This window comes from Eudoraea sp., from assembly GCF_049669105.1.
Classification (GTDB): domain Bacteria; phylum Bacteroidota; class Bacteroidia; order Flavobacteriales; family Flavobacteriaceae; genus Eudoraea.
The window spans coordinates 1-25,465 of record NZ_JBATKE010000258.1; the positions used below are offsets into that span (position 1 = coordinate 1).

Below are 25,465 nucleotides of genomic sequence, written 5' to 3' on the forward strand. Positions count from 1 at the left end.
GAATTTAAATTTAAAAATGGATCGTTCCTGGTAATAATTACCAATTGCATATGCTGTGCAGGAAATTGGAGTAACTTGTTTATCAGTTCATTAATTTGGTTGTTTCGGATTAGATGATAGTCATCTAAAACCAAGACAAAATCCTTATTGATTTCATCTAAACCATTAATGAGGCTTTCGGATAAAACATTTAATGGCGGCAAAGAACCAGTTTCCAAATGGTTATTTATATTCCTCAAAGCTTTTGGAAACTTTTTTCTTAAAGAAGTGGTAAGAATATCAATAAAAAGTCTGAGATCATTGTCCTCATCACTTAAAGAAACCCATGCATAAGGAATTTTGGATTTTTCTAACCAGGAACTAACCAACATGCTCTTACCATAACCGGCACCGGCAGAAACCAGTGTAAGGGGTTTGTACATGTTCTTTTCCAGAAGTTCAACCAGATGCGTTCTGTAAACATGTTCCCTGGAAACAGGTGGCCGGTGTAGCTTTGTGAATAGCATTGCTAAATTTAGTTAAAAAATGATTCCATATCAATTATAAAAAGATGTAACTGAGCTTTTACCTGATTACAAGGAAAAATAAAAAATCCTTTAGCTAGTTCATGGCTTTGTAATGGTTGGCCTTGTACATAACAATGGTATATAGTAACAAGTTACCATATACATCAAATTTAAGAAATATAGTTACTAGCAACTATATTTCCATTATATCTACAATCATAGTTATTTAAACTTTCGGAGCCAATTCAGATCTAAAATATTACGGTCCCATTAAACAGCCGTTTTACGTTACTATTCTGGGAAAAGCTGAACATTTTATTTGAGCGTCCCATTCTTGGTCTCATTTAGTAGTTTCATTAATTGACCTTTTACGAGACAGTTTTTTTAAATAGAAAAACGGTTAGACCCGTGAGCAATTTTAGATTTGGATATAAAAATGGCAGTATCTAATTAAGCGAGCGAAACTTTGTTTCGTGCTGCAAGCCCCATATCTTACCAAACTTCATCCTATCTATTTGTGAGGCAATCTTAAAGTTCTTCTTTTAATGCTTGCTTTAGACTTTCCAATTCAGATTCTTCTATTTCTAGTTTTAAATATGGTTTTCCAAATCTTGGTATTTCCAACTGGATTTCATCCAACAATTTCAAAGTTCGGAATCGTTCCTTTTTCCATTTCTCTTTAAGGATATAGTTGTCATATTGTGTTATTCTATCTCTCTTCATGGATTGCTCGAACATTCTTTCCTGTAGCTCCAAACGCTTTTCTTTTCTTCTTTCTTCATTTTCACCATAATCGAATATCTTTTTGAGCATATCATGAATTTTAGGAATGGAGCTGTTCTTTTCCCAGTTTCGAAGTAGTTCCTCTATAAAATCGAATCGTTTGTTTAAACGTTGCTCAAAACCCATATAGTTCATCAGGTACTTGTTCTTTGGTGAGATCTTTGCCCCTTCAAAGAAGTCCATCATCAGTTCCAAAGTAAGTGTGTGCGACTTGGAAATCTTCTTTGAAAACTCCCGATATCTTCCAGCTGTTATGCGATTGATGCTTATGGCCGAGAAATCACTTTTTTTCTTCTTTTCCATTTCCATTACAGTAATTTTTTTTGGAATTTATAGGGTCTAACAGAACATTTATTGATTTTTGCGTTAAAAAATATTTTGGTTAAATTTTCAATCTATTGAAAATCAATGGTTTGTAATAAGTAACATCGCTTTAGCGTGTTACCCTCTTGCTTTACATATCTTATCCGCTACGCTCCTAAAATATTTAAACTATAGTTCGGTACACGAACAAGCAAAAAGTAACATGCGCCCTATTTCGATTTTACTTTGCGCTTATCTGTCGGAACACTATAAAATCGAATCAGGATCCATGCGCAAGGTTAGTTATGGTTCGATTTGGGGGCTTCGCTTCTTTGTTTCTTTTTTGCTTCGAAAAGATTCATCAGGTTTTGCATGTCCTCCCCTACCTTCTTCTGTAATACCCGAGCATAAATTTGGGTGGTCGATAGTTTGGTATGACCTAAAAGTTTTGATACCGTTTCAATGGGCACTCCATTGGATAGCGTTATGGTTGTTGCAAAAGTATGTCGAGCCACATGAAAGGTTATATTCTTATGTATGGCGCACGCCTTGGCAATCTCCTTTAAATTCTTGTTGGTCTTTTGATTGCTATATACTGGAAGTAGTTCACCTGTTAACTCCATTTCTTCCTTGTATTTATCTAAAATATCTTTTGCCCTTTCTAGAAGTGGGATTTTGACTGGCTCATTGGTTTTTGTCCTTTTAGTATGTATCCATATATTTCCATCGATACCAATAAGAATTTGATTGGGGTGCAACTCTTTGATATCAATATAAGAAAGGCCTGTATAACAACTAAACAGGAAAATATCCTTGACCCGATTTAAACCAATAGTCATAAAGGAAGTTTCTTCAATTAAATTAAGCTCTCTTTCCGTAAGATAGTCCCTCTCATTCTTAATATACCGGAGTTTGAAGTTTCTAAAAGGGTCTTTCTCCAACCATTCCATTTTAAGGGCTAGATTGGTGATTTTCATTAACCGTTCCAGATGCTTCATAACTCCGTTATTCGTGCAGGTTCTTCTTGCTTTTTTTGGTTTATAAGTCCTGATATAATTTTCGAAATTGACAATGAATTTATAATTCAATTGAATCAAATAGATATCATCTGTCTTCATTCTCTCTTGAAGAAATTGCAGTAGATATTTCTCAGTAGAAAAGTAATTTTTAAGCGAACCAGGCTTTAGCGAATTGTTGATATTGGCATTATGATATGCAACGGCCTTCATCAAGGTCATTCGTTCTTCGTCCTCCCCGAAGTACCTTAGCTTGATCGCCTTGGCAGTAATCAGCTTTCTTTCGGAGTGCAATTGCTTGTGGGCATTGAGAACTTCGGCGTATACGTCATCTAAATACGTATTGAGTAAAATCAAGTTTTGGTCTGTTTCTTTGGCCCGACACCTGAAAATGTCCCAATTGCACACCGCAATGTCACGCTTTATACTGAATTCAGCGCGTTCTTTGTTAACCGTAATTCGGACATAGATATCCAATTTATCGGGATCGTTCCGTTTTTTCCTAGTGAAGAAAATCACTCCTAAAGTGCTGTCTGTACGCATGTTGTAAGTCTTTTAAGCCTGTCTGCCGACAGGTAGATTAAACATCTTTTGTTTAAAGACTACATCTAAATGGCCTAATTGCTACTTAAATTTACAACAAAATGCGTACCGCTTTGCACACCGAATTGCACACCAGAAAGGTGGTTTTAAACGATATCATATGAATGCAAGGAAAATGAAAAACCCTGCAAATCAATAGATTAGCAGGGTTTTAGTATCCACCAAAAGGTGGTTCGTCGGGATGACAGGATTTGAACCTGCGACCACACGGCCCCCAGCCGTGTACGCTACCAGACTGCGCCACATCCCGATTCTATTTATCTTCTAATTCGTTCTTACCAATTTAAATACTCTATTCTTTTAACCTTTGCGACCATCACGCCACCATGGGGTTCGCTAACCGGCCTGCCACGCCATAGGCGTGGACTGCGCCACATCCCGAATTTAAGACCGCAAAAATAGCAAAGTTTATTTTAATTGGTCGTGTTCTTTCGAATTCTTATTTCAATGTAGAAATATGCTCAGTCGGTAACATTTGTGACATCTATTTTTACATGAAAATATAGGTGTTTTTTTAATGCCTTGATTAACAAATATATAGCAAAAAAAAAATATGATAAATGTCATAAATTATGTTTAGTTGCTGTCATAATTTTAACAGAAGATTAATAAACCGGTAAAATAGACAGTCTTATGAAAAATTTAAAATTATTAGGTTATCTGATGATTCTAGCATCAGCTTTACTGTGTGTTCAATGTACCAGTGATGCTATCGGCCCTCCTGGGGCAGATGGAATTAATGGTATTGATGGTATTGACGGTATTGACGGGGTTGATGGTTCGGCAGCGTCATGTATTGCTTGTCATGCCAACGAAAAAAGAGACCCGATCATTGAGGCCTGGTCTACTGCCAAACATGCTACAGGAAGTTCCTGGGGAAGAGGTACCCGTGCCAGTTGTGCAGAATGCCACAACAATGAAGGCTTTATAGACTATATTGAAACCGGCTCTGTTAACCCTGATGGTTATGCCGTTTCCAATCCCCTAAACTGTAATGGTTGTCATGGAAGTCATAGATCTTTCGACTTTGAAAACGATGGAAACGATTACGCTGTAAGAACGCTGGATGCAGTTCCGCTAAGAAATTTAGATAATATAGATTACACCATAGATTACGGAAATGCCAGTAATACGTGTGCAAACTGCCACCAACCTAGGACAGATGCTCCTGTTGCAAATTTAGAAGGCAAGTTTTTACAGACAAGTACGCATTGGGGACCGCATCATGGCCCGCAAACTGCCTTATTAGAAGGTCTGCTGGGTGCTTACAGCACATTTACCCTGGTCGAAGCAATACCAGCAGTACAAGCCGCAGCACATAGACAAGGATCATCCTGTATAGAATGCCATATGGGAGGCACAACAGATGGCTCTGATGGGCATACCTGGACCCCTGCGGGAAATAATTGCGCTACTTGCCATCCTGGTGTTCCTTTTGAAGAACTAAAAGTAATGAGTGACTTAATCGCTGATTGGGAAACTTTAGGGGGTATTTTAGAAACTGTTGTCGGACAAGCAGTGATTGAAGATTCCACTGCCGTTGGTGGGTATATACCACTTTTCGAAGCTGATGGAACTACTCCTGTACCCGTTGTAGGAATAGTAATTAAAGATGGTGACGATTGGGAACCTCAAGTGGGTCTTTTTGACTTAAAAGATGCCGAGGCTGCATGGAACTTCCTGTATTTTTATGAAGATAAAAGTAATGGTGTTCATAACCCTAACTACGCGAAATCTATAATTACAAATTCTCTGGCTAATGTGCAAAACTAGTCGATGGAGATTCATGAAGTAGATGGATTACTCCTGCACTTTATTAACTAACACCGCAGTGTATTATTCATAATTGATTAGTGTAAAGAGTAATTCATAAACTTCAAGAAAATTATAGGTACTAATGAATATATAATAAAAACAAAATGAAAAAACTATTTCGATTAGTCCTGGTTAGCAGTCTAAGTTTAATGTGTTTTTCATGTTATTATGATGAACTATATATAGAAGAGATTCCAGAATTACCGGAGGATCAAATAGTTTCATTCAAAGATGACATACAACCTATATTTACTGAAAACTGCATCGCCTGTCATAACGCTTCTGTTGCAAATCCTGATTTAAGGGAAGGCAATTCCTATAGCGCTATTGTGCCTGAATATGTTATAGCAGGAGATGCTGAGAATTCTGAATTCTATCAAAAACTACCGGGCAACGATCATCCAATAGAAACTGGATTTACTTTAAGTGTGAATGACATTGCCTTAATAAAAGGCTGGATAGACCAGGGAGCTGAGAATAACTAAATAAAAACATCAAAAATGAAAAACTTTAAAAAAATCCTTTGTGTATTTTTATTTAGCCCTTTCTTAATCTTTGCTCAGGAAAAAGTAAAAGATACTACAGCTGCAAAACTTGAAAGAGCCGCCTTTGAAGGTGCATGGATTATTGATAATCCAACTAATGTCCTTTATGGTAAAAATACCATGGAGATTCAAATGGCCCATAGGTTCGGAACAATCAATGGAGGAACAAATGATTTGGTGGGAATTTGGGCACCTTCTAATATTAGAATTGGTGTTTCGTATGCCGTACATGATAGATTAACCTTAGGATTTGGTACCACCAAATTTGACCGCTTGCAGGATTTTAACTGGAAAGTGGCCCTCCTAAGGCAAACACGTGGTAATGAAATGCCTGTAAGTGTCTCTTATTATGGTAATTTCACAATAGATGCGCGTAGTAAGGAAAATTTTGTAAATGACCAGGATCGCTATTCCTTTTTTCATCAGGTGATCATAGCCAAGCGGATTTCCCCTAACTTTTCCTTGCAGATAGCACCAAGTCTTTCACACTATAACGCAGTACCACCTAAAGTAAGAAATGATAAGTTTGCCATTGCCCTTAGTGGGCGTTTAAAAGTAAGCCCCCAAACGGCTATTATTGTTGACTATAGTCAACCATTTACCCATCATTTATTTCCTGAAGATGGTCGTTTTTACCCCAAACCCGGTATAGGTATAGGTGCAGAGTTCAGAACGTCAAGCCATGTTTTCCAACTAATAATCGGAAACTATCACGGTATTGTACCTCAAAAGAATTACATGTTTAATGAAAATGACTTTTTTGATGGAGATATCTTAATAGGATTTAACATTACCAGGCTTTATAATTTTTAAGTAAATAAATTATTAAAAACAGAATTGCACAGACCAAAAAGTATGAAAGATAAATCCAAAAACCGGAATGAAATATCAAGGAGACGAATCCTGCCCATATTGGGAGGTACTCTATTATTACCATTTTTTGGGTTTGCCCAGGCTGCCTCCGAAGAGGAGGATATTACTAATGAAGAATATGAAACTCTCTTAAAACCGGATGGTACGACTGTTAAGGTTAAAGTTAGCACACTGAAAAGGTCTAAGATTGTAAAGAAAAATATTTCAAATTCCTCCTTCCTTGATTGGTTGGGTAAAAAGATCTAATGTCAATTAAGTAATTCTGCTCATGGGAGATAATTCAAAAAAAGAACGACGGAAATTTCTGGATAAGGGTTTAAAACTTGGTATTGCCGCCGCCATTGGTGGTTTGGGCATCTCTAAAATCACGTCTAAGTTAAATGCAAAAACCAATGATCATTCTTCCGGTGAGAAAATGGAATTAATGACCGTTGACGGCACCCTGATAGAAGTAGATTCCTCTGAGGTCATGGAAGTACAGCATGCGGAAGACCATGATCAAAAATACAATGTACGGGAAGGAATGCCGAATAGAAAGTTTGTTATGGTCATAGACCTGGCGAAGTGCAAAAATGCCCTGAAATGTCAGCAGTCCTGCAACAAACACCATTATATTACCGGAGATAACGCCTGGTTAAAGGTTTATAAAATGCAGGAAGAAAAGGATACGGCTCCGTACTGGATGCCAACTACCTGCATGCATTGCGATCAACCTGCCTGTGTAACTGTTTGTCCTGTTGATGCCACCTTCAAAAGAAAAGATGGCCTGGTGTTGATTGACAATGAGCGATGCATAGGTTGCCGCTTTTGTATGGCTGCCTGCCCCTATTCCACACGTGTTTTTAACTGGAGTGAACCCAATCAGGAGTATACATTAAACATGGACATGGTTAATCATCAATACTCACCGGAACACGGAGGAATGCCCAGTGTTAAAGGTACTGTAGACAAATGTGATTTTTGTCCACATCAAGTGCAAAACAATGAACTTCCACACTGTGTCACGGCATGTCCTAATGGTGTCTTTTACTTTGGGGATAAATATGAGGACACCGTAAATAACGGAGAGGAAACAGTAAGATTAAGCAAGCTTTTAGAAGAAAAGGCAGGGTATAGATTGATGGATAGTTTAGGTACGGAACCCAGTGTATACTATTTGCCACCCGTGGATAGATTAGTTGATTTTGAGGATGGCCTGGAAGAATACACTGAATTTAAATCTGTAGATAAACCCGAATAAGCATGGTAAACTACGACGTTTTTATCAAAGATATCGCACCAAAAAAGTTCACTAAACGAGGTGTGATTTGGGTGACATTCCTTGTTATTCTAATTGTTGCCGGAATTATTGCCTATATAGATCAGCTTAGGCAAGGACAAGTTGTAACCAATATGCGCGATTATGTCCTTTGGGGGATTTATATTTCAAATTTCGTCTTTTTTGTCGCAACCAGTTTTGTGGGATCTGTAGCCGTTGCTATTTTAAGACTTACTAATAATCCCTGGCGAACACCCTTTGTGAGAATTGCAGAAATTATTACTGTGGCTGCAATTGTTATGGCCGGTATTACTATTATGATAGATATGGCCAGACCAGACCGTTTATTAAATCTATTTGTGCATGCCAGATTACAATCTCCCATTACCTGGGATGTAATTATCATACCTACCTATATGGTAATCAGCATATTGCTTTTATATTTTCCCTTAATTCCCGATTTTGCACTTTTAAAGAAGCACTTTGAAAAAGCGAAACCCAAATGGAGCAAGTGGTATGGTAAATTATCTTTAAAATGGACGGGGAGTAAAATCCAAAAAAAGGTTCATACTAAATCGATTGCAATCATTTGTGTGATGATAATTCCGGTGGGTTTATTGCTACAAACTATTGACGCCTGGTTATTCTCCACAACCTACAGGGTGGGTTGGGATAGCACCAATTTTGCACCTTATTTTATTTCCGGAGCATTCGTTGCCGGTATTGGATCTCTGGTTGCTGTAATTTATGTAGTAAGAAAGGCAAAAAAACTTGAAGCCTATATCACAGATTATCATTTTGATAAACTGGGTCAATTATTGGCATTGGCCTGCCTTCTGTACATTTACTTTAATATAAACGAATATGTAATCCCTCTTTTTAATTCTAAAAAAGCGGACTCTGAACATTTACAAACCCTGTTTTCAGGAGCTTATGCATTTCCATTTTGGGCAGTTACTATCGGAGGCTTAGTACTCCCAACTCTTATTTTATTATTTAAAAAAGGAAGAAAACCATTGCCGATGTTTATAATTAGTATCATAGTTGTCATAGGAGCCTGGTGGAAACGCTATATTATAGTAACGCCTACTTTGATGCACCCGTTTTTACCAATCCAAGGTGTTCCGGAATCCTGGCACTCCTATTTTCCCAGTCTGCATGAGTGGATCATTACAAGTGCCACTTTAGCAATGGCATTATTAATTATTACTCTCTTGGTTCGCTATGTACCGGTTATCCCTATTCAAAGGACAATGGATGAACAAGAATTGTCTAAAACTAAAAATCAACAGGAATTATGAAAAGTCCGGGCATACCACATTTTATAGTTCTTGCACTCCTCGGTACTTTTTTATTATCCGGAGGGTTTGAAAATCTGCACGCTCAAGATGCCAAAAAAAATAGCGTCAGGCTTAAAGCAGACTACTTTAAAATAATGGAGGGCGAGATTTACATAAAAATAAAAGCTACCTCCAAAATAGAGAACCAAAATATTGAAGTTCCTAACCTTGATATTACTGTTTACAATGAGGTTAATGACGAGGAAATTGTTTTAGGGAATACTATTACCAACAATAAAGGTGAAAGCAGATTTATAATCGAAAATTTGAATACCATTAAAGCAGACTCCACTAATACATACAATCTAGGTGTTTCATTTAAAGGCAATGAAGCTTTTAAGAGAGCTTCTCGAAGTATCAGCTTTAAAAATGCGGATATTAAGGCCAACCTAGTTAAAAAGGACAGTATTAACTATATAAGTGCAACTCTTTCAGATACCAGTGCTGACAGTGTTTTAGCTGAAAAATCCCTAGTGATACAGGTACAGCGATTATTCAGCCCATTAAAAATTGGTGAAGAATTTAATTTTACAGATGAAAATGGTACCATTTTTGTACCTATAGAAGATGGAATACCCGGGCTTGACGGAAATTTAAATATTGAAGTTGTTCTACAGGATAGCGATGATTATGGTACCGTGAAGGCGATAATTAACGCTCCTATTGGAAAACCCATTGTTGAAGAATCAACCTTTGATCAGAGAACTTTGTGGTCACCAAGAAGTAAAACCCCGATATTTATACTTTTTTTTACAGGCGGATTAATTTTTGGAACGTGGGGTATTATTATTTATTTAATTACTAATTTGTTCAAAATTTCTAAAAACTAAATTCTAAAAATGAAAACAATTAAAACTTTATCAATCATCGGAATAATTTGCTTTTTTTGCTACTCGTTCACCACGCTAGTTCAAGATAAATGGGTAGTACCAGCAGAATATGTAAATATGAAAAATCCAACAGATCCTTCTGTTGACACAGCAATTGGTAAATCACTATACAGTCAGCATTGCAAATCCTGTCACGGGAAGGAAGGTTATGGAGATGGTCCTAAAGCAAAAGATGTAGAAGGCGATTTAGGTGATTTTTCATCCGAAGAATACCAGGCACAAACCGACGGGGAATTATTTTACAAAACAAGTTTTGGTCGGGACGATATGCCGGAATATACCAAAAAAATGCCTGAGGATGAAGACAGATGGCTTATCGTTAATTATATGAGAACACTGGCGGAATAAGGCCTTAACAACCTTGGTAATAGAAAAATATTTTAGTCAATAAAACGTTAGGCTTAGACAATATTTATGACAAAAATGAATTTCAAAGATGAATCCTATACTATGAGTAAGACACTACGTTTTATAAGTATCTCCCATAAAACAGCTTCGGTTTCTAAAAGAGAGGAATATCATATTTCAGATAGTGAAAAAAATAGTTTGGCAGAACTTATCCAAAAAACCTATCCCGATATTGTGGGGTTATTTCTACTTACAACATGCAATAGAACTGAGATTTATATTGAATCTTCGGATACTACTGCCATAGAACTGCGGGACTTTTTGGTGAAGTATAAGGAGAGGAATCTAACAGGTGATAAAAATTTATTTGATCTAAGCAATTCCACCGAAGATACCGTAAGCCATTTGCTTGAAGTTTCATCTGGATTAGCATCTTCCGTTCTTGGTGATGCAGAGATTATCCATCAGATCAGAAAAGCGCATCAATTATCAATTACCAATCAATTGCAAGGTTCATTACTGGAGCGTGCAATGCAGACCGTTTTTAAGAGCCATAAAAGAATAAGTAACGAAACTGAATTTAGGGATGGTACCACTTCGGTGGCTTATAAATCACTAAAAATGGTAAGCGGCACCTTTGGCAAAGACCATCAACAGGCAAAAAAAATACTATTTATTGGTGCAGGTGATATTGTAAAACAACTTTTTAAGTATAATTCAAAGTTTGCTTATAGCGATATTTATATCAGTAACCGAACTGAAGAAAAGGCAATTATTTTAGCAAAAAGACATTCTTGTCAGGTTTATCCCTGGCAAAAAGTACTTGAAAATGATTTTAATGGTTTTGACGTAATTATTAGTGCTGCAAGCAATTGCCAACGCCTCATAAATAACATAGTCAATGAGCATAAAAAGTTATTGTTAATTGATCTGGCACTTCCAAGCAATATTAACAAAGAACTGATACATCGCAATAATGTAACCCTCTATGACCTCGATACAATTTCAGTAGGGTTGGAAAATACCCGAGAAAGAAGAAATGCCTCGATAGGTAAAGTAGATCACATTATTGCCGAAGAACTTTTGGCATTCAGTCAATGGTATCAGGAAGCTCCTTTGAGAATCTTTTTAGCTAAGCATAAAATTATTGTAAATAAAAAGGTTAAGGCCTATTATAAAGCCAATGGCATAAAAGAAGATTCTCAGGAAATTAGACAATCTACGAATAGAGTTATGAGAAAACTCATAAAACATTCCGGAGCACCACTAAAAGGAGATGAAATAGATGCCCTGGTCGCAGAACACCTTTAGCAATAAATGGAACAGGTGTCAATGATTAATTGACACCTGTTTTTTTCTTATCTGATACGTATTTTCTTATCTATACAACGTAAAGTGCCCAACATATTGTTGTCTTTCTTTATCATTGGCATTTACCACATACCAGTAATCCCCGGAAGGAAGTTCATTTCCGTCGTATTTACCGTCCCATCCGGAAACCTGATCCAATACGGCCACTACCCTGCCGTAACGGTCATAGATTTTGACTTCAATATTTGGGAAGTAGTCCCGGTTTCTTGGAAACCATAATTCATTATTGTTATCTCCGTCAGGCGTAAAGAAATTTGGTATTTCAAGCATTCCTGTAAAATCAAAAGGTATCGCAATTACGGCTTCACATCCACCCTGATCCCTCACCATAATATTAACAATGGCGTCCTCATTTGTCTCATAAACATTTACATCAGCATAAGATACCCCCTGGAAGAAATACTCATAGCCTCCGTAACCGCCTGTAGCTGTTGCAGTAATTTCATTGGGCCCGCTTTTTACGGCAGATAAAGTTAACGGTTCGTACGCATCCGTCGTAAAATCCACGAAGGTTGTACATCCATTGGAATGATAAATATATACAGTATGGTCGCCTGCAGGTAAATCACCCCAGATTCTATCGGTTGTTGCTTGAGCGGTAATTGCATCTGTAGGATCTGCAGGATTTAGTGCAAAAAGCAAATCTGAATACTGGTTGGGATCTTGCATTTCCACTGTAACGGTGCTGTTTGGGAATATGCCATCACAACCATATTGAATAATTGGCGTAGCAATTAGTTCCACTCCTATTCCTATAGGTACGATCACATTTGTTTCACAACCTCTTGAATCACGCACGAAAATCACATAAGTATCGCCGCCAACAAGATTATCCCAGAACATTGAGGGGTTAGGTGCAAAGTCTACATCAGCAGATGAATTTAAAGCAAATTCATAAGGAGCGGTTCCACCCAATACTTCCAGGCTTACCGTACCGTCATGATCACCCAGACAGGTTTCAGGGGTAGAATCTACAATACCAGCCACTAATTCCAGTGGTTCGGTTATAGTAATGGTCTGCGTTATGGTGCAACCCAAATCATCCTGAATAATAACTTCATAACTTCTTGGTCCCAAATCTGTAAACGTCTTTCTATTAGGGAATAAAGGATCATCGGCCTCAAAGAATTCACTTAACTGATCTGCAATGGAATAACGGATAATACCGGTTCCACCACTAGCTTCAATAATAAGCTGACCGTCCATGTCTCCATTACAACTCACAGGCACTGCCTCTATGTAATCCAGCACCAGTGGTGGTGGGTCTACAATAGTAATTGGGGTAGAGATAGCAGTACAACCGCCACTCTGTGCAAAAACCCAATAAGTTCCTGGTCCGAGATCTCGGAATATTCCCGAAGATTGGGCACTTCTTTCTACATTACCGCCTGATGGGAAAGGAGGAACATTTGAATTTAGCAAGGAATAAATGTAATTACCAATACCACCAAAAGCTTCAGAACGGATAATACCCGTTGCCTCGCCGGCACAATTAATGGTAGCATTAGCTAAATCTAATGCAATTACCAGGGGTGCCGCAGGATCCAGAGAAATTTGATTCGATTTTTCAAAAGGACATCCATTCGAGTTTTGAACATCATATTGGAATGGTCCCGGATCAATTGTAATATCCTCAGAAATCTGAACGGAATTCGCCGTTGGATCAAGAGCATCCAAAGGCAAAAACGGATCTGCTGTTCCTGAACGCCTGTAGAAATAACTTACCCCGGGTTCAGGATTCGTTACCGTTAGTTCCATGATTCCCACATCACCACAACCGGGCGGTGACAATTCAACAAGCTCTGCTAGAACCACCTCCGGATCAACAATGGTTATAGGAACAGTAGTATAACTACAATCCCATCCGTCAAAAACAGTAATCGTATAATCACCCGCGGATAAATTACCGAAATTGGTAGTGGTCTGTATTCCACTGCTGGTTCCGTCAATTAGTCGATTAAGTTGATACAAATAATTACCGGGGCCCTGACCGCCACTTACATTAAAGGCTTCTATTTCACCATTATTATCATTGTTACATTGTAAAGGTGTGACAACCTGAATATCTGCATAAATTGGTGCCGGTAGTGCTAAATTAATTGTGTTGGTTGCAATACATCCTTCCAGATCTCTTACATTCACTGTATATGTACCATCAGATAAACCTGTGAAGCTGTCATTCGTACTCGGAAAATCTTGTATGATAGTAATGCCATCGGGGGCTATTACCTGATATTCAAAACTTCCCCAGCCACCATCACCTACTGCGAATACCTCACCTAATCCTGGTACGGCGCAGGTTACTTCTGCTGTTTGTGTAAGTGCAACTGTTAAGGCCCTGTCTGGCTGTCTTACTGTGGCTATATTACTAACCGCATCACAATACGGAATGTCCAGTGCCTCAACATAAACTAACAGATTTCCTGCAGGCAGACCTGTAATCAATCCCGGATTCTGAGCTGGAATGTTGGTGTCAAATGTACCAGTAACACCTGTAGTTGTTTCAACACCTGCATTATTCCGCGAAAATACTTCATAATTATAGGTTCCGCTGTAATTGTTTATTTGAATACTCATTTCACCATCAGATCCATTAAAACAGGTAACCGGTTTGGTCTCAGCAATAAGAGCCTCAATGGTATTGTAGTCTGGTACGTTAACTACCGGGGTAAGATAGGTACAACCTGCATTTCCAACATCTGTAACTGCAAATATATAGTCTCCAGGGGTACTAATGGCCCAACTCACTGTATCACTACCCCCCGAATTCTGAATGGGTTCAGATCCTAAAGGCAATATTTCCACATCATAATTTCCTGGGCCCTGATCTATTATGATATCTATTGAACCCGGACTTACACCTGTACCTGAAGCGTCACAACTAATAGAATTCACATTAAACGTAAAAGTGAGTCCTACTGGCGCATTAATAGTAACAGTATCTGTAATTTCGCAGCCATTTTGATCTTTAGCCGTTAGAATTATGGTTTGATCCGTACCATTGTCAATTACTTCAAAGACATTGCTCGTCTGAAAATTGGTACCATCAAAGGCCGGCGTCCCATCATTCATACTATAGGTATAGGTAGGGGTACCGGTATTGGCACCTGTACCATCTCCATTGGTATCCGTAAATATAGTTATTGTAGCCGTATTGAATCGGTTGCTACTTGGATCGCAAGTAAATTCCGTATTCGTTGTAGCGATTTGTAATGGGGTAGGCTCAAGAATTACAACGTCCCCCGACCTATCTGTACACCCTCTGTCTGATATAACTTCAACCTGGTATGTGCCTTGTGCTAAGTTATCAAAAATAGCTGTCGATTGTGGGCCAGCTACTACCGTTGCAGTGCCACCATCGTACAGAATATAGCTAAACGGGCTGTCTGTATCTGTTCCCGGAGCCAATTCAACAGAAATATAACCATCGTTCGCCCCATTACAAGTGATGTCTCCCTTGGGTGTTGCGGATATAACCGGAGAATTAACAATGGTTACATCTACAGTAACTAAGTCTGTACATAAAGGGATTGTATTGGAATCTAAATCGGTAACTAAAATTGAGTAATTAGCAGGTAGTAGATTAATAAATACCGGGTTGTTAAGTTGGGTAATTGTAGGATTCACACCATCATCCAGATCGAATCTGAAATTACCACTACCTCCTGTAGTATTTACTGTAATCACTCCATCTCCCGCGTTACAGGTAGGTTCCGTAGTTGCACTTGCAGTAATTGCAAAGAAATCGAATACTCTGGCAACGATACTGTTGGTACAACCATTTCCATCCCTCACAATTATAGTATAATCACCGGGGTTTGGTACAATAAAATTAGGACTTGTCTGAAATCCGCCCCCTATATCATATTCAAATGTCTCATCGGGCAGGCCTGAACCTGTGCTCAAAGGAGAGAGAATGTTAACCGTATAATTGGCAACTGCAGTACACTGGTTCACAACATCCACCGTAGGGTTGGAAACACCAGGGTTTTCTGTCACGGTTACCGTTGTAAAACTGATACAGCCATTGCTGTCCTGAACATAAAAATCGTAATCTGCCGGGTATGGGCCCGCAATTTCATAGGTGGTCTGTGCTGTGAATACGCCCGGAGCGGGATCACCAGTTGGAACATATGCAAAGTTATAACCAGGAGTGCCACCTGTGCCTCGCACTGTAACTAATGCACCTACATTACAATTGGCCGGTTCATTATTATCTACAACCAATGATGGGATATCAGTAATAATATCTACCAGTGCACTGGCATCACAACTTGTGTTATTGTCATTTACCAGTATCTGATAATTTCCTGGAGGCAATGCCGTAAACGAGCCATTATAAGGAATAGGCTCATTGTTTAACACTATTGGACCACTTACAATAGCTCCTGTATTGGTATCCTGCAATTCAATGGTCAGGTCTGCAGGTGAAGCAATTCCTGCTATCTGATAATCAATCTGCCCATTACCTCCCGGCGCACAGGAAGCTGTCGTCGCTGTTGCTGTTACCGCAATAGGTGATGGCCCTAATATTGGATCTATTTGCTCAATATACCTACATCCAAGGGCATCAACAACCTCTACAAAATAAGTTACTCCATAAGCAATTTGACCTGTAAAATCGTGCGTATCAATATCCACATTTGGTGGTCCCAAAGCAGTTCCTACCAAGCCTATTTGATATGGGGGTGTACCTCCGACAATATCTACAATATATGTGAAAGCTGTTGTACAATCGGGTGGTGTGGTCGTCGCCACAGGTACCAGGTCTATCTGATTTTGAGTGATTGTTACCGTATCCCGGTCCTCACATCCGGAAGCATCCTGAGTTAAAATGGTATAAGTACCAGGTACTAAATTTGGAAAATTAACAGTTGTACTTGCTGTTGGACCTACTGTGGCGACTGTAGCACCTGTAATATCTTGTACAATGTACGTATAATTAGGTGTGCCATTGGCAACCGCCGTTACATCTATTGAACCTTCAACAGTACCCGCCGCACAAATAGCATTATTGGCAACAACAGTTGCATCAACAGGGGTACTGGCATTAATTGTAGCCGATAATACAGGAGTTATACACCCCCGACTGTCCCTGATAAGAAAAGTACTGTAGATTCCCGGCGCAAAGCCTGAAAATATATTTTGAGAACTAAATGTAGCTCCGTTGTTATCACTATATTCATACGGTGGAACCCCGAAATTAGTATCGGGAACTAGTGTTATAATACCATTATTATCACCACAGGTAGTATCTGTTGGATTTGCAGATCCTACGATACTTTCAGGCGGATCAATGGTTATTATATTTGTTTCTGTTGTACATCCCTGACTGTCAGTAACCAAAAACTGATAGGTCGTAGAAACTAAAATAGATCCATTAGGAATATCAAAAATAAAGGAATTCCCGGTAATATTATTCGAATTTGAAGTATACGGGGCTCCGTCAATACTTACTTCATATATGTCATAGTCACCACCTGATGGGTACCCATTAGAAATATTTACCTGAATCTGGGCGGAAATACCACCACAGGTAAGTTCTCTTATTATAGTACCGCTGGCTGTGATTTCCGGCTCTATGGTTAAAGTAATATTATCCCGGCAATCATTGGCATCTATTACTTCAATGTTGTAGGTGCCTGGCGTCAGATTATTAAAAGTACTTGCACCACCTAAAGGGCCTCCGTTTACTCTGAATTGATATGGGGGTAGACCTCCTGCTGCATTTACGGCAAGTGTAGCGGCATCCACATTGTCATAACAGAAATCCGAAGCAGCTGCGTCTAAGGTCAGCGTAGGCGAATTTAAAATTGTTAATGTAAAACTATCTGTTACCGTACAACCATTGGCATCGGTAACACTTACCTGATACAAACCATCTTGAGACAGGTTTGAAAAGGTATTTCCATTTTTTGGTCCTCTAGGAGTACCATTTGGTTGTATTAAGGTATATCGATTACCTCCCCAACCACCTACCGTATTTATGGTAACTCTCCCTATATTCCCATTCTGACAACTCATTGGAGTAACATTGAGACTGCTTATAGCAAAGGCTACGGCAGGCTCTTGAATAACCAGAGTAGCAGTATCGGCACAGTTGGTGTCTTCGTCCGTAACTGTTATCGTATAACTTCCTGCGGTTAAACCAGTTACATTTATTATACCCCCTGATTGTCCGTTAAATACCGGACCTGCATCAATCTGATATCTGTAAGTGGTATCAAATCCGTCTACCAGGAAGCGACCTTCACCATCACTGTCTCCCACGCAGGTTACAACCTTCGTAGCCTGGGCCTGGACTGCAATGGAACTAATATCAGTAATTGCAAAAACTTCGTCATAACTACACCCTGCATTGTCAGTTACCCTAAAAGTATAAGTTCCCAGTCCCAGACCGGTAAAAACAGGATTATTCCCATTGTTAATTGCACTGATCGCTGGCGCAATAATTTCAAAGGTATAGGGGGCTGCGCCATCTGTAACAGCAACGGTAACTGAAGCACTACTCGTTAAACAATCAATACTGGAAATGGTAAAGTCCATATCCGTTGGCTTGTCTAAGGCATTAAAGACTATTGGAGGCAGACTTTCTACACAACCATTGGCATCTCTGATTTGTGGTGTATATGTTCCCACTCCGAGATTAGAATAAACCGTGGTAGGACTAAAACCGGCACCAATGCTGTAGTCATATGGGGCTGTCCCGCCGGCTACTCCTGAAATTGTAATCTGTCCGCCATTCTCATTTAAACAAGTAGGAATGGAATTGGGTGTGGCAGTACCTGTAATATTTGATGGTGTCCCAACTGTTTCTGTAGATGACGGAGTTGTACATACAAAAGAACCCTGCTGATAGCGGATGATAACATCGTAACTGCCCGGTGTTAAATTATTAAATACATTACTACCCTGGTAATTAGATCCATTGTCATTGCTGAATTCAAGATTATATCCAAAGCCATTCGTCACATTTACCGTAATTCGACCGTCATTTACCCCACCACAATTCGCATCCTGCGTTGTAATACTAAAAATCGGGGGTGGTAAATCCTCAACGTCTATATTTGCAGTCTTTGTACAGCCGTTGGCATCTTCAACAAGAATGTTGTATGTCCCGGCAGAAGTTACCGTAAACATTGCCGTACTTGCATAGGGCGCACTAAAACTGCCGCCTCCATCTAAACTAAATCTATAAGGTGACGTACCTCCTGAGGTGTCTATGGTAACATCTACCGAAGCCGCTCCGCAACCAAAACTATCCGATGCTGTTGCAGAAACCGCCAAGGGGCTAATTCCACTTCCTATATCAATAGGATCATTATTTATATCTAATGTAATGAGTTCATTACATTTATTTGTTTCCACTCTTACGCTATAAACCCCAGGACTCACGTTAGCAAAAGAATAACTACTGGCCGAGTCCGGTCCAAAAGTATCGACTGTGACACCCGCTTTTAAAAGACGGTAGGTATAAAAGCCGGGAACACCGGTTACCTGTACATCTATACTTCCTAACTCACCGCTACACAAAATATCATTTGCAGTAACATCTACAGTAATATCAAGGTCCAGTACTGTTTGCACATTTGAGGGAAACAGACAGGCACTGCCAGAAACATTTTTTAAACGTACCCAAACGGTGTAATTTCCGGCCGTAGTGATATCAAAATATGGATCATCCTGATAGGGGCCTGCTGAGTTATTTAGGCTGTACTCATATCCGGCAGGGACATTGGTTACCTCCACCCTTCCCGGGTTACCACAAATAATATCCTCATGAATCAGTTGCGGATTTAATGGGTTCAAAGAGGATTTAAAATAGTAATATTGACCACCATCTACACGTACCCGAAATTCTCCGGAAGAACTTAAGTTATAGGTTGACCCGGTTCCTACAGTATCATAACAGGTATTATTAGTATTTGCGCAATCAGCAATAACCGACAAGGCACATCTGTTAGGGTCAAGTTTTTGCCATTCATAACTGCTCCCACTCTGACTTAGGGTTATTGTACGGATATCACTGGTACCGCATAAAAAGAATTTTGCAAGGGTGCTGCCATCATTGGGGCAAACTACTTCTTCATTAGCCCCTTGTATAATAGTAATGAACATAGGAGCGTTCAAATAGGATTCAGTTAATGCCGGACTTTGTAAAATGGGTTCAACTGCGGCAGCAGTAGATTCAGATAAAGAATTAGCTTCATCTTCTGCAGTTGCTATTTCCGATATAAGCTCATAAACTTTGGTATTCGCTATAGCCGAAGTACCCACAATTGAAAGCGCGAGTAATAGCACGGCATACACAAGTTGCCTTGAGTTTTTTTGGAGCATAGGTTAATTCGTGTTATGGCAAGAATATGCGTGATTTGGGATCAGTATATTCTACAGCGTAATTATTTAAACTTATAATTTCTCTTTATCTTTAGGCTTTAAAATCGCCTACTTATTATTTAATTTTAACGCTCTAATATGAAAAATAGTATCAAAGTCCTGTATTTATTCGTTGTAATGACCAATTTGTCTTGTGGACAAAAAGCAGATAATGACATAAATACACCCGGTGAAACCACTTTTACCGCTGAATTAATAATTGATGGGCTCCAAATTCCATGGGGTATGGTGTTTTTGCCTGATGGCAGTATGTTAATTTCCGAAAAATCAGGTGAACTCATTCTATTTAAAGATGGCCAAAAATCAACGATAACAAATGGCCCTGCAGTCTATAATAGAGGCCAAGGCGGTTTATTGGACATAGAACTTCATCCGGATTATGAAAATACGGGTTGGATTTACTTTTCCTTTGCCTCTGAAGAAGGAGAAGACAAAGGTGGCAATACTGCAATTATGCGCGCTAAATTAAATGGTAACTCATTAACAGACAATGAGATACTTTATAAAGCTTCGCCTAACACTACAAAAGGTCAACACTTTGGATCCAGATTAGAATTTGACGATCAAGGTTATTTGTATTTTTCCATAGGGGAACGTGGGGAACGCGATATAAACCCTCAAGATATCACGCGGGATTGTGGTAAGATCTACCGAATTTATGATGATGGAAGAATCCCTGAGGATAATCCATTTTTTAATGAATCAAATGCTAAAAAAGCTATTTATACTTATGGAAACAGAAACCCACAAGGCATGGTTAAACATCCGGAAACAGGAGCCATATGGATCCATGAACACGGACCACAGGGTGGGGACGAAATAAATATTGTAAAAAAAGGAGCCAACTATGGCTGGCCTGTAATTACCTACGGCATTAATTATAGTGGTACTCCAATAACAGATCAAACTGAGATGGAAGGGATGGAACAACCCATTCACTATTGGGTTCCTTCTATTGCTCCAAGTGGAATGACGTTTGTAACTTCAGATAAATATCCCGCCTGGAAAGGTAATTTGCTCGTAGGATCACTTGTTTTTCAGTATCTGGAACGTCTTGAACTAAATGGTAATGAGGTTACTTATCGGGAAAAACTTATGGAAGATATCGGCCGTGTGAGAAATGTTCGCCAGGGCCCGGATGGCTTTATTTATGTTGCTGTTGAAGGAAAAGGCATTTATAAATTAGTCCCAAAACAATAACAACCAATCTAAATGGCTGAGTTCAATAATTAGTAGTCTCCATAAAGTAATTATCCTGTGAAGTTTTTTATCAGTAGCTATCTAATCATAGTCTCGTGCTTGGCCTATTTCCTGTTTCAGGATAAGGAGTTGCAAGAGAGCATTCAAAGGGGTAAAGATATCTATAGTGATTTCTGTGTTACATGCCACTTAGAAACCGGAGAAGGTGTGGCGTACACCTATCCTCCTCTCGCTGATTCTGATTATTTAATGAACAACAGGGAAGCAAGTATCCAGGGCGTAAAATACGGTCGTATGGGTGAACTTACTGTTAATGGTGTTACCTACAACAACACTATGATGCCTTTAGGCCTGGAAGATGACGAAATAGCCGATGTAATGAATTATGTGCTTAATTCATGGGGGAATTCAGGTGCCAAAATGGTCACTGTTCAGGAAGTAAATTCGATTGTAAAATAAACTTATTTTTTAAGCGCATCCAATGCCTTTTTAACTGATCCGTATTGGTTGAGGGCCTTTTCTGCCTCTTCATAACTCAGGTGTAAACCCTCCATTAGATATCGTGTTCCCCTGTCCACTAATTTGTTGTTGCTCAGCTGCATATTTACCATTTTATTTCCCTTCACCCTGCCTACCCTGATCATTAAGGCAGTGCTAATCATGTTCAACGCAAGTTTCTGTGAAGTACCACTTTTCATCCGAGTACTCCCTGTAACAAATTCAGGTCCTACATTGATTTCTACAGGGATATCAGATATAGTTGCCAAAGGTGAACCGGGATTATTGGTAATCCCCGCCGTTAATACCCCATGTTTTTTTGCTTCGGAAATACCCCCAAGGACATAAGGTGTTGTACCTGACGCTGCTATACCTACAAGAACGTCTTTTTTGGAAATAGCATAAGATTTAAGGTCTAACCAGGCCTGTTTAGTATCGTCTTCGGCAAATTCCACTGCTTTTCTAATGGCAGAATCTCCCCCGGCAATCAGGCCTATGACCCTATCATGAGGCATCCCATAAGTTGGAGGGATTTCTGAAGCATCTAAAATACCTAAACGCCCACTTGTTCCTGCGCCTATGTAGAACAAACGACCTCCCTCGTAAAAACGTGTTTCCAGAGCATCGACAAGTATTGTAAGCTGAGGAATTACCTTTTGAACTGCCTCTGCTACTTTCCGGTCTTCATTATTGATATTCTCCAGTATAGATTGGGTGTTCATAAGTTCCAAATCTGTATAATCTGAAGGGGTTTCCGTAATTTTAATATAATCCGACATATTATAGAAGATGAATATCCTGGTTTCTGTAGAGATTAAGAAGATTATTATCTGGTGCCAATTCGGTAATCATTGTGTTAATGGAGTTAATATCACAGGTCTTATATTGATGCTGTGAATTCAGCTTTTCAGATATGCACAAAAGTACCGTTTTTTTGGATGCATTGATAACCGCCTTCTTCATCTGAACAATCTCCCAATCAAACTCGGTTAAACCGTGTATTGCATCAACATAACCAGTTCCGATAAAACTGTAATCAAATCTGATCTCAGATAATTGATGAACTGTATAGGCCCCGATAGATATTTGTGCATCTCTGGAAATCTCACCTCCTATTAAAATTACTTTAATATCCGGGTTGGAAAGCAATTGCCAGGCCACAGGAAGACTTAATGTAAAACATGTAAGCTTAAGTTGTGGCGGAATTAAACGAACAAGTTCGAGACATGTCGTACCCCCGTCAATGAATATGACGCTTCCTTCACGGATAAGACCAATTGCCTTTTGAGCAATAGTTATCTTTTCCTCAAGTGCATAAATGTTTGCATTACTACTCGCCAAGCCGGTAAAGCCAAGAGATATAGCACCGCCATGTACTTTCCGCAATTTGTTCACGGCATCCAGTTCTTTGACATCCCTCCTTGCAGTATCTATAGATACATTCAGTTTTTCTGCTATATCTGTCAATAATATCCGATTGTGAAGCTCTACTTCATTTAATATGGCCAGCTGACGCTCTTCCTTTAACATAAATTGAATCCTATTAATTACTGCTTACAAAGATAGTCAAAATAAATTTACTTGCTGTTTTTTGCTGTTTATTTCCAATACAATAGAAATAATTGCGTTTTATTGCAAAATATATTGCATTATATCGCACATTTTAATTTATTTATTTATCTTTGCGTCAAAGAATCAAAATACAAGTAGCTAAGATGGCACGAACACTCACAAAACCAAGCGCAATGAACTTTCCAACCGACGAAGAGTCCCGGAAATTTGAAAAAATTAGCACCTTCATTCACGAAAGTTCTGAACAGGCATCCTTTTTTGTTGCCAATGAAATTGCAGAACTGATTAGACAGCGACAAAAGCTGGGGAAAAATGTAGTATTGGGACTAGCAACGGGTTCCACACCTACGAAAATGTATGAATTCCTGGTAAAATTTCATAAAGAAGAGGGCCTGAGTTTTAAAAATGTAATCACATTCAATCTGGATGAATACTACCCGATGGAATCCGATTCTATTCATAGCTATGTGCGTTTTATGAATGAACATTTATTTGATCATATTGATATCAAAAAAAGTAATATCAACATCCCGGATGGGACCTTAGATAAGGAAGATGTTCGGGATTTCTGTGTTAACTACGAGAAAAAAATTATAGACGCTGGTGGCATTGACATCCAAATTCTTGGGATTGGCCGCACGGGACACATAGGTTTTAATGAACCAGGTTCTTCCCTAAATAGTAAAACTAGAATCGTCAGACTTGACAGAGTTACGCGACTAGATGCGGCAAGTGATTTTTTCGGTTTGGAAAATGTTCCTACAAAAGCAATTACCATGGGTGTTGGCTCAATTATGGCGGCAAAGCGAATTATTTTGATGGCCTGGGGAGAAGGAAAAGCAAATGTACTTAGGCAAGCTGTTGAAGGACCAATAAGAGAATCTGTACCGGCAACTTTTCTTCAGCACCATGACGCATGTGATTTCATAATTGACCATGCAGCCGCTTCCTCGCTTACAAGGATAAGCACGCCGTGGCTGGTAAGCGAATGTGATTGGAATGACAAATTAATCAAGGGGGCATCCATTTGGCTTTCTGAAAAACTCAATAAGGCAATCCTAAAATTAACCAATGAAGACTATAATGAGCATGGGATGGGGAATTTAGTTGCCGAAATAGGATCTGCAGAACATATCAATCTAATTGTTTTCAATCAATTGCAGCGGACTATTACCGGCTGGCCGGGTGGTAAACCAAATGCCGATGATAGTCAAAGACCTGAAAGAAAAGATCCTTACCCAAAAACTTCGTTAATTTTTAGTCCCCATCCGGATGATGATGTAATTTCCATGGGAGGTACACTTTTAAGGTTAGTGGATCAGGGCCATGAAGTTCATGTGGCCTATCAGACCTCTGGTAATATAGCGGTTTTTGATGATGAAGTAATTCGCTTTCTCGATTTCGCAAAGGACATTCAAAAAGATAACAGTGCTTTACTGGAACAATTTAAGAAAGTAAGGGAGTTCATTGATAACAAAAAGCCAGGACAGGTGGACAGTCCGGAAATTCAAAATTTTAAAGGACTAATTAGAAAAGGGGAAGCCCTGGCTGCCTGCAGATACTGCGGTGTTAAAGAAAAGAATGCCCACTTTCAAAACCTTCCTTTTTACGAAACAGGAACAGTTAAAAAGAAACCTTATTCTGAAGAAGATGTACAGATAACTTATGATCTGCTGAACAAAGTAAAACCCCACCAAATATTTGCAGCAGGAGATCTTTCTGATCCTCATGGCACTCACCGCGTATGTCTCCAGATTATTTACAGCGCCTTAGACAGGTTGGTAGAGGAAAAAGCAGAATGGATAAATGATTGCTATGTTTGGCTATATAGAGGCGCATGGCAGGAATGGGATATTGCAGACATGGAGATGACCATACCTATTGGCCCAATGGATATGGAACGCAAAAAGAGTGCTATTTTTAAGCATCAATCCCAAAAAGACAGTGCTATGTTCCCTGGAAACGATCAAAGGGAATTCTGGCAAAGAGCGGAACAACGCAATACAGAGACCGCCGAAAAGTACAACGCATTGGGAATGGCAGAATACGAGGCCATGGAAGGATTTGTTCGTTATAAATTCAATTAATAATCTTAGGCTAAATAAACCTGCCTCTTCCAACGAAAAATAGAAGAGGCGGGGAATTAA

18 protein-coding genes and 1 tRNA gene are annotated in these 25,465 nt (G+C 39.1%); 12 read left to right on the top strand and 7 right to left on the bottom strand.

Annotated features, from left to right (window positions below):
* The 4 genes from WBM60_RS18175 to WBM60_RS18190 all read right to left on the bottom strand — a co-directional run.
* Positions 1–506, bottom strand: a 506-nt coding sequence (locus WBM60_RS18175; RefSeq protein ID WP_424283448.1) for a hypothetical protein, incomplete at its 3' end; no start/stop codon positions are given.
* 528 nt (positions 507–1,034) lie between these two features.
* Positions 1,035–1,592, bottom strand: a complete 558-nt coding sequence (locus WBM60_RS18180) for a BfmA/BtgA family mobilization protein (RefSeq protein WP_424260349.1) — start codon at positions 1,590–1,592, stop codon at positions 1,035–1,037.
* A 299-nt stretch (positions 1,593–1,891) separates the two neighbouring features.
* Complete coding sequence (locus tag WBM60_RS18185) at positions 1,892–3,151, bottom strand: site-specific integrase (protein WP_424278134.1); 1,260 nt, start codon at positions 3,149–3,151, stop codon at positions 1,892–1,894.
* Positions 3,152–3,387: 236 nt separating this feature from the next.
* Positions 3,388–3,461, bottom strand: a tRNA-Pro gene (locus tag WBM60_RS18190).
* 383 nt (positions 3,462–3,844) lie between these two features.
* On the opposite strand from WBM60_RS18190, the gene WBM60_RS18195 reads away from it, so the two are divergent.
* The 9 genes from WBM60_RS18195 (at position 3,845) to hemA (ending at position 11,591) form a co-directional block, all read left to right on the top strand.
* Entirely contained in the window at positions 3,845–4,984 is a 1,140-nt protein-coding gene (locus tag WBM60_RS18195) for a hypothetical protein (RefSeq protein WP_424278135.1), read from the top strand.
* Positions 4,985–5,130: 146 nt separating this feature from the next.
* Positions 5,131–5,511 carry a hypothetical protein gene (locus tag WBM60_RS18200; RefSeq protein WP_424278136.1) on the top strand — a complete coding sequence of 127 codons (381 nt, stop codon included), beginning with the start codon at positions 5,131–5,133 and terminating at the stop codon, positions 5,509–5,511.
* A gap of 15 nt (positions 5,512–5,526) precedes the next feature.
* Positions 5,527–6,384, top strand: coding sequence for a DUF5777 family beta-barrel protein (locus WBM60_RS18205; protein ID WP_424278137.1), 858 nt, complete (start codon positions 5,527–5,529; stop codon positions 6,382–6,384).
* Between the two features lie 42 nt (positions 6,385–6,426).
* On the top strand, positions 6,427–6,690 hold the full coding sequence (locus tag WBM60_RS18210; RefSeq protein ID WP_424283449.1) for a hypothetical protein: 264 nt from the start codon (positions 6,427–6,429) through the stop codon (positions 6,688–6,690).
* A gap of 22 nt (positions 6,691–6,712) precedes the next feature.
* The gene (locus tag WBM60_RS18215) at positions 6,713–7,684 is read left to right on the top strand and encodes a 4Fe-4S dicluster domain-containing protein (protein ID WP_424283450.1); all 972 of its coding nucleotides are present in this window, start codon (positions 6,713–6,715) and stop codon (positions 7,682–7,684) included.
* 2 nt (positions 7,685–7,686) lie between these two features.
* Complete coding sequence (gene nrfD, locus WBM60_RS18220) at positions 7,687–9,003, top strand: NrfD/PsrC family molybdoenzyme membrane anchor subunit (protein WP_424283451.1); 1,317 nt, start codon at positions 7,687–7,689, stop codon at positions 9,001–9,003.
* Positions 9,000–9,872, top strand: a complete 873-nt coding sequence (locus WBM60_RS18225) for a hypothetical protein (protein WP_424283452.1) — start codon at positions 9,000–9,002, stop codon at positions 9,870–9,872. Before nrfD ends, WBM60_RS18225 begins: the two co-directional genes overlap by 4 nt.
* Positions 9,873–9,989: 117 nt before the next feature.
* Positions 9,990–10,280 (top strand): c-type cytochrome, encoded by a 291-nt coding sequence (locus tag WBM60_RS18230; RefSeq protein WP_424261615.1) that lies wholly within the window; start codon positions 9,990–9,992, stop codon positions 10,278–10,280.
* Between the two features lie 102 nt (positions 10,281–10,382).
* A complete protein-coding gene (gene hemA / locus WBM60_RS18235; RefSeq protein ID WP_424261617.1) occupies positions 10,383–11,591 on the top strand; it encodes a glutamyl-tRNA reductase in 1,209 nt (402 codons plus the stop codon).
* A gap of 66 nt (positions 11,592–11,657) precedes the next feature.
* Here hemA and WBM60_RS18240 read toward each other — a convergent pair whose 3' ends face one another.
* Positions 11,658–19,988, bottom strand: coding sequence for a T9SS type B sorting domain-containing protein (locus WBM60_RS18240; RefSeq protein ID WP_424283453.1), 8,331 nt, complete (start codon positions 19,986–19,988; stop codon positions 11,658–11,660).
* 138 nt (positions 19,989–20,126) lie between these two features.
* Here WBM60_RS18240 and WBM60_RS18245 point away from each other — a divergent pair, with 138 nt between their 5' ends.
* A complete protein-coding gene (locus WBM60_RS18245; RefSeq protein WP_424261621.1) occupies positions 20,127–21,248 on the top strand; it encodes a PQQ-dependent sugar dehydrogenase in 1,122 nt (373 codons plus the stop codon).
* Positions 21,249–21,305: 57 nt separating this feature from the next.
* Positions 21,306–21,707: a c-type cytochrome gene (locus tag WBM60_RS18250; RefSeq protein ID WP_424261623.1), complete on the top strand. Its 402-nt coding sequence runs from the start codon at positions 21,306–21,308 to the stop codon at positions 21,705–21,707.
* Between the two features lie 2 nt (positions 21,708–21,709).
* Here WBM60_RS18250 and murQ read toward each other — a convergent pair whose 3' ends face one another.
* Positions 21,710–22,525, bottom strand: coding sequence for an N-acetylmuramic acid 6-phosphate etherase (gene murQ, locus WBM60_RS18255; protein WP_424261625.1), 816 nt, complete (start codon positions 22,523–22,525; stop codon positions 21,710–21,712).
* A 1-nt stretch (position 22,526) separates the two neighbouring features.
* Entirely contained in the window at positions 22,527–23,276 is a 750-nt protein-coding gene (locus WBM60_RS18260; protein ID WP_424261627.1) for a DeoR/GlpR family DNA-binding transcription regulator, read from the bottom strand.
* A 185-nt stretch (positions 23,277–23,461) separates the two neighbouring features.
* Here WBM60_RS18260 and nagB point away from each other — a divergent pair, with 185 nt between their 5' ends.
* Positions 23,462–25,405: a glucosamine-6-phosphate deaminase gene (gene nagB / locus WBM60_RS18265; protein WP_424261629.1), complete on the top strand. Its 1,944-nt coding sequence runs from the start codon at positions 23,462–23,464 to the stop codon at positions 25,403–25,405.
* Positions 25,406–25,465 lie beyond the last annotated feature (60 nt).

Excerpts from the sequence above, each read along its gene's own strand:
- WBM60_RS18215 (WP_424283450.1), top strand. The coding sequence starts at position 6,713 with ATGGGAGATAATTCAAAAAAAGAACGACGGAAATTTCTGGATAAGGGT.
- WBM60_RS18240 (WP_424283453.1), bottom strand. The coding sequence starts at position 19,988 with ATGCTCCAAAAAAACTCAAGGCAACTTGTGTATGCCGTGCTATTACTC.
- WBM60_RS18230 (WP_424261615.1), top strand. The coding sequence starts at position 9,990 with ATGAAAAATCCAACAGATCCTTCTGTTGACACAGCAATTGGTAAATCA.
- WBM60_RS18200 (WP_424278136.1), top strand. The coding sequence starts at position 5,131 with ATGAAAAAACTATTTCGATTAGTCCTGGTTAGCAGTCTAAGTTTAATG.
- WBM60_RS18195 (WP_424278135.1), top strand. The coding sequence starts at position 3,845 with ATGAAAAATTTAAAATTATTAGGTTATCTGATGATTCTAGCATCAGCT.
- hemA (WP_424261617.1), top strand. The coding sequence starts at position 10,383 with ATGAGTAAGACACTACGTTTTATAAGTATCTCCCATAAAACAGCTTCG.
- WBM60_RS18205 (WP_424278137.1), top strand. The coding sequence starts at position 5,527 with ATGAAAAACTTTAAAAAAATCCTTTGTGTATTTTTATTTAGCCCTTTC.
- WBM60_RS18185 (WP_424278134.1), bottom strand. The coding sequence starts at position 3,151 with ATGCGTACAGACAGCACTTTAGGAGTGATTTTCTTCACTAGGAAAAAA.
- murQ (WP_424261625.1), bottom strand. The coding sequence starts at position 22,525 with ATGTCGGATTATATTAAAATTACGGAAACCCCTTCAGATTATACAGAT.
- nagB (WP_424261629.1), top strand. The coding sequence starts at position 23,462 with ATGGCACGAACACTCACAAAACCAAGCGCAATGAACTTTCCAACCGAC.
- nrfD (WP_424283451.1), top strand. The coding sequence starts at position 7,687 with ATGGTAAACTACGACGTTTTTATCAAAGATATCGCACCAAAAAAGTTC.
- WBM60_RS18225 (WP_424283452.1), top strand. The coding sequence starts at position 9,000 with ATGAAAAGTCCGGGCATACCACATTTTATAGTTCTTGCACTCCTCGGT.
- WBM60_RS18260 (WP_424261627.1), bottom strand. The coding sequence starts at position 23,276 with ATGTTAAAGGAAGAGCGTCAGCTGGCCATATTAAATGAAGTAGAGCTT.
- WBM60_RS18210 (WP_424283449.1), top strand. The coding sequence starts at position 6,427 with ATGAAAGATAAATCCAAAAACCGGAATGAAATATCAAGGAGACGAATC.
- WBM60_RS18180 (WP_424260349.1), bottom strand. The coding sequence starts at position 1,592 with ATGGAAAAGAAGAAAAAAAGTGATTTCTCGGCCATAAGCATCAATCGC.
- WBM60_RS18245 (WP_424261621.1), top strand. The coding sequence starts at position 20,127 with ATGAAAAATAGTATCAAAGTCCTGTATTTATTCGTTGTAATGACCAAT.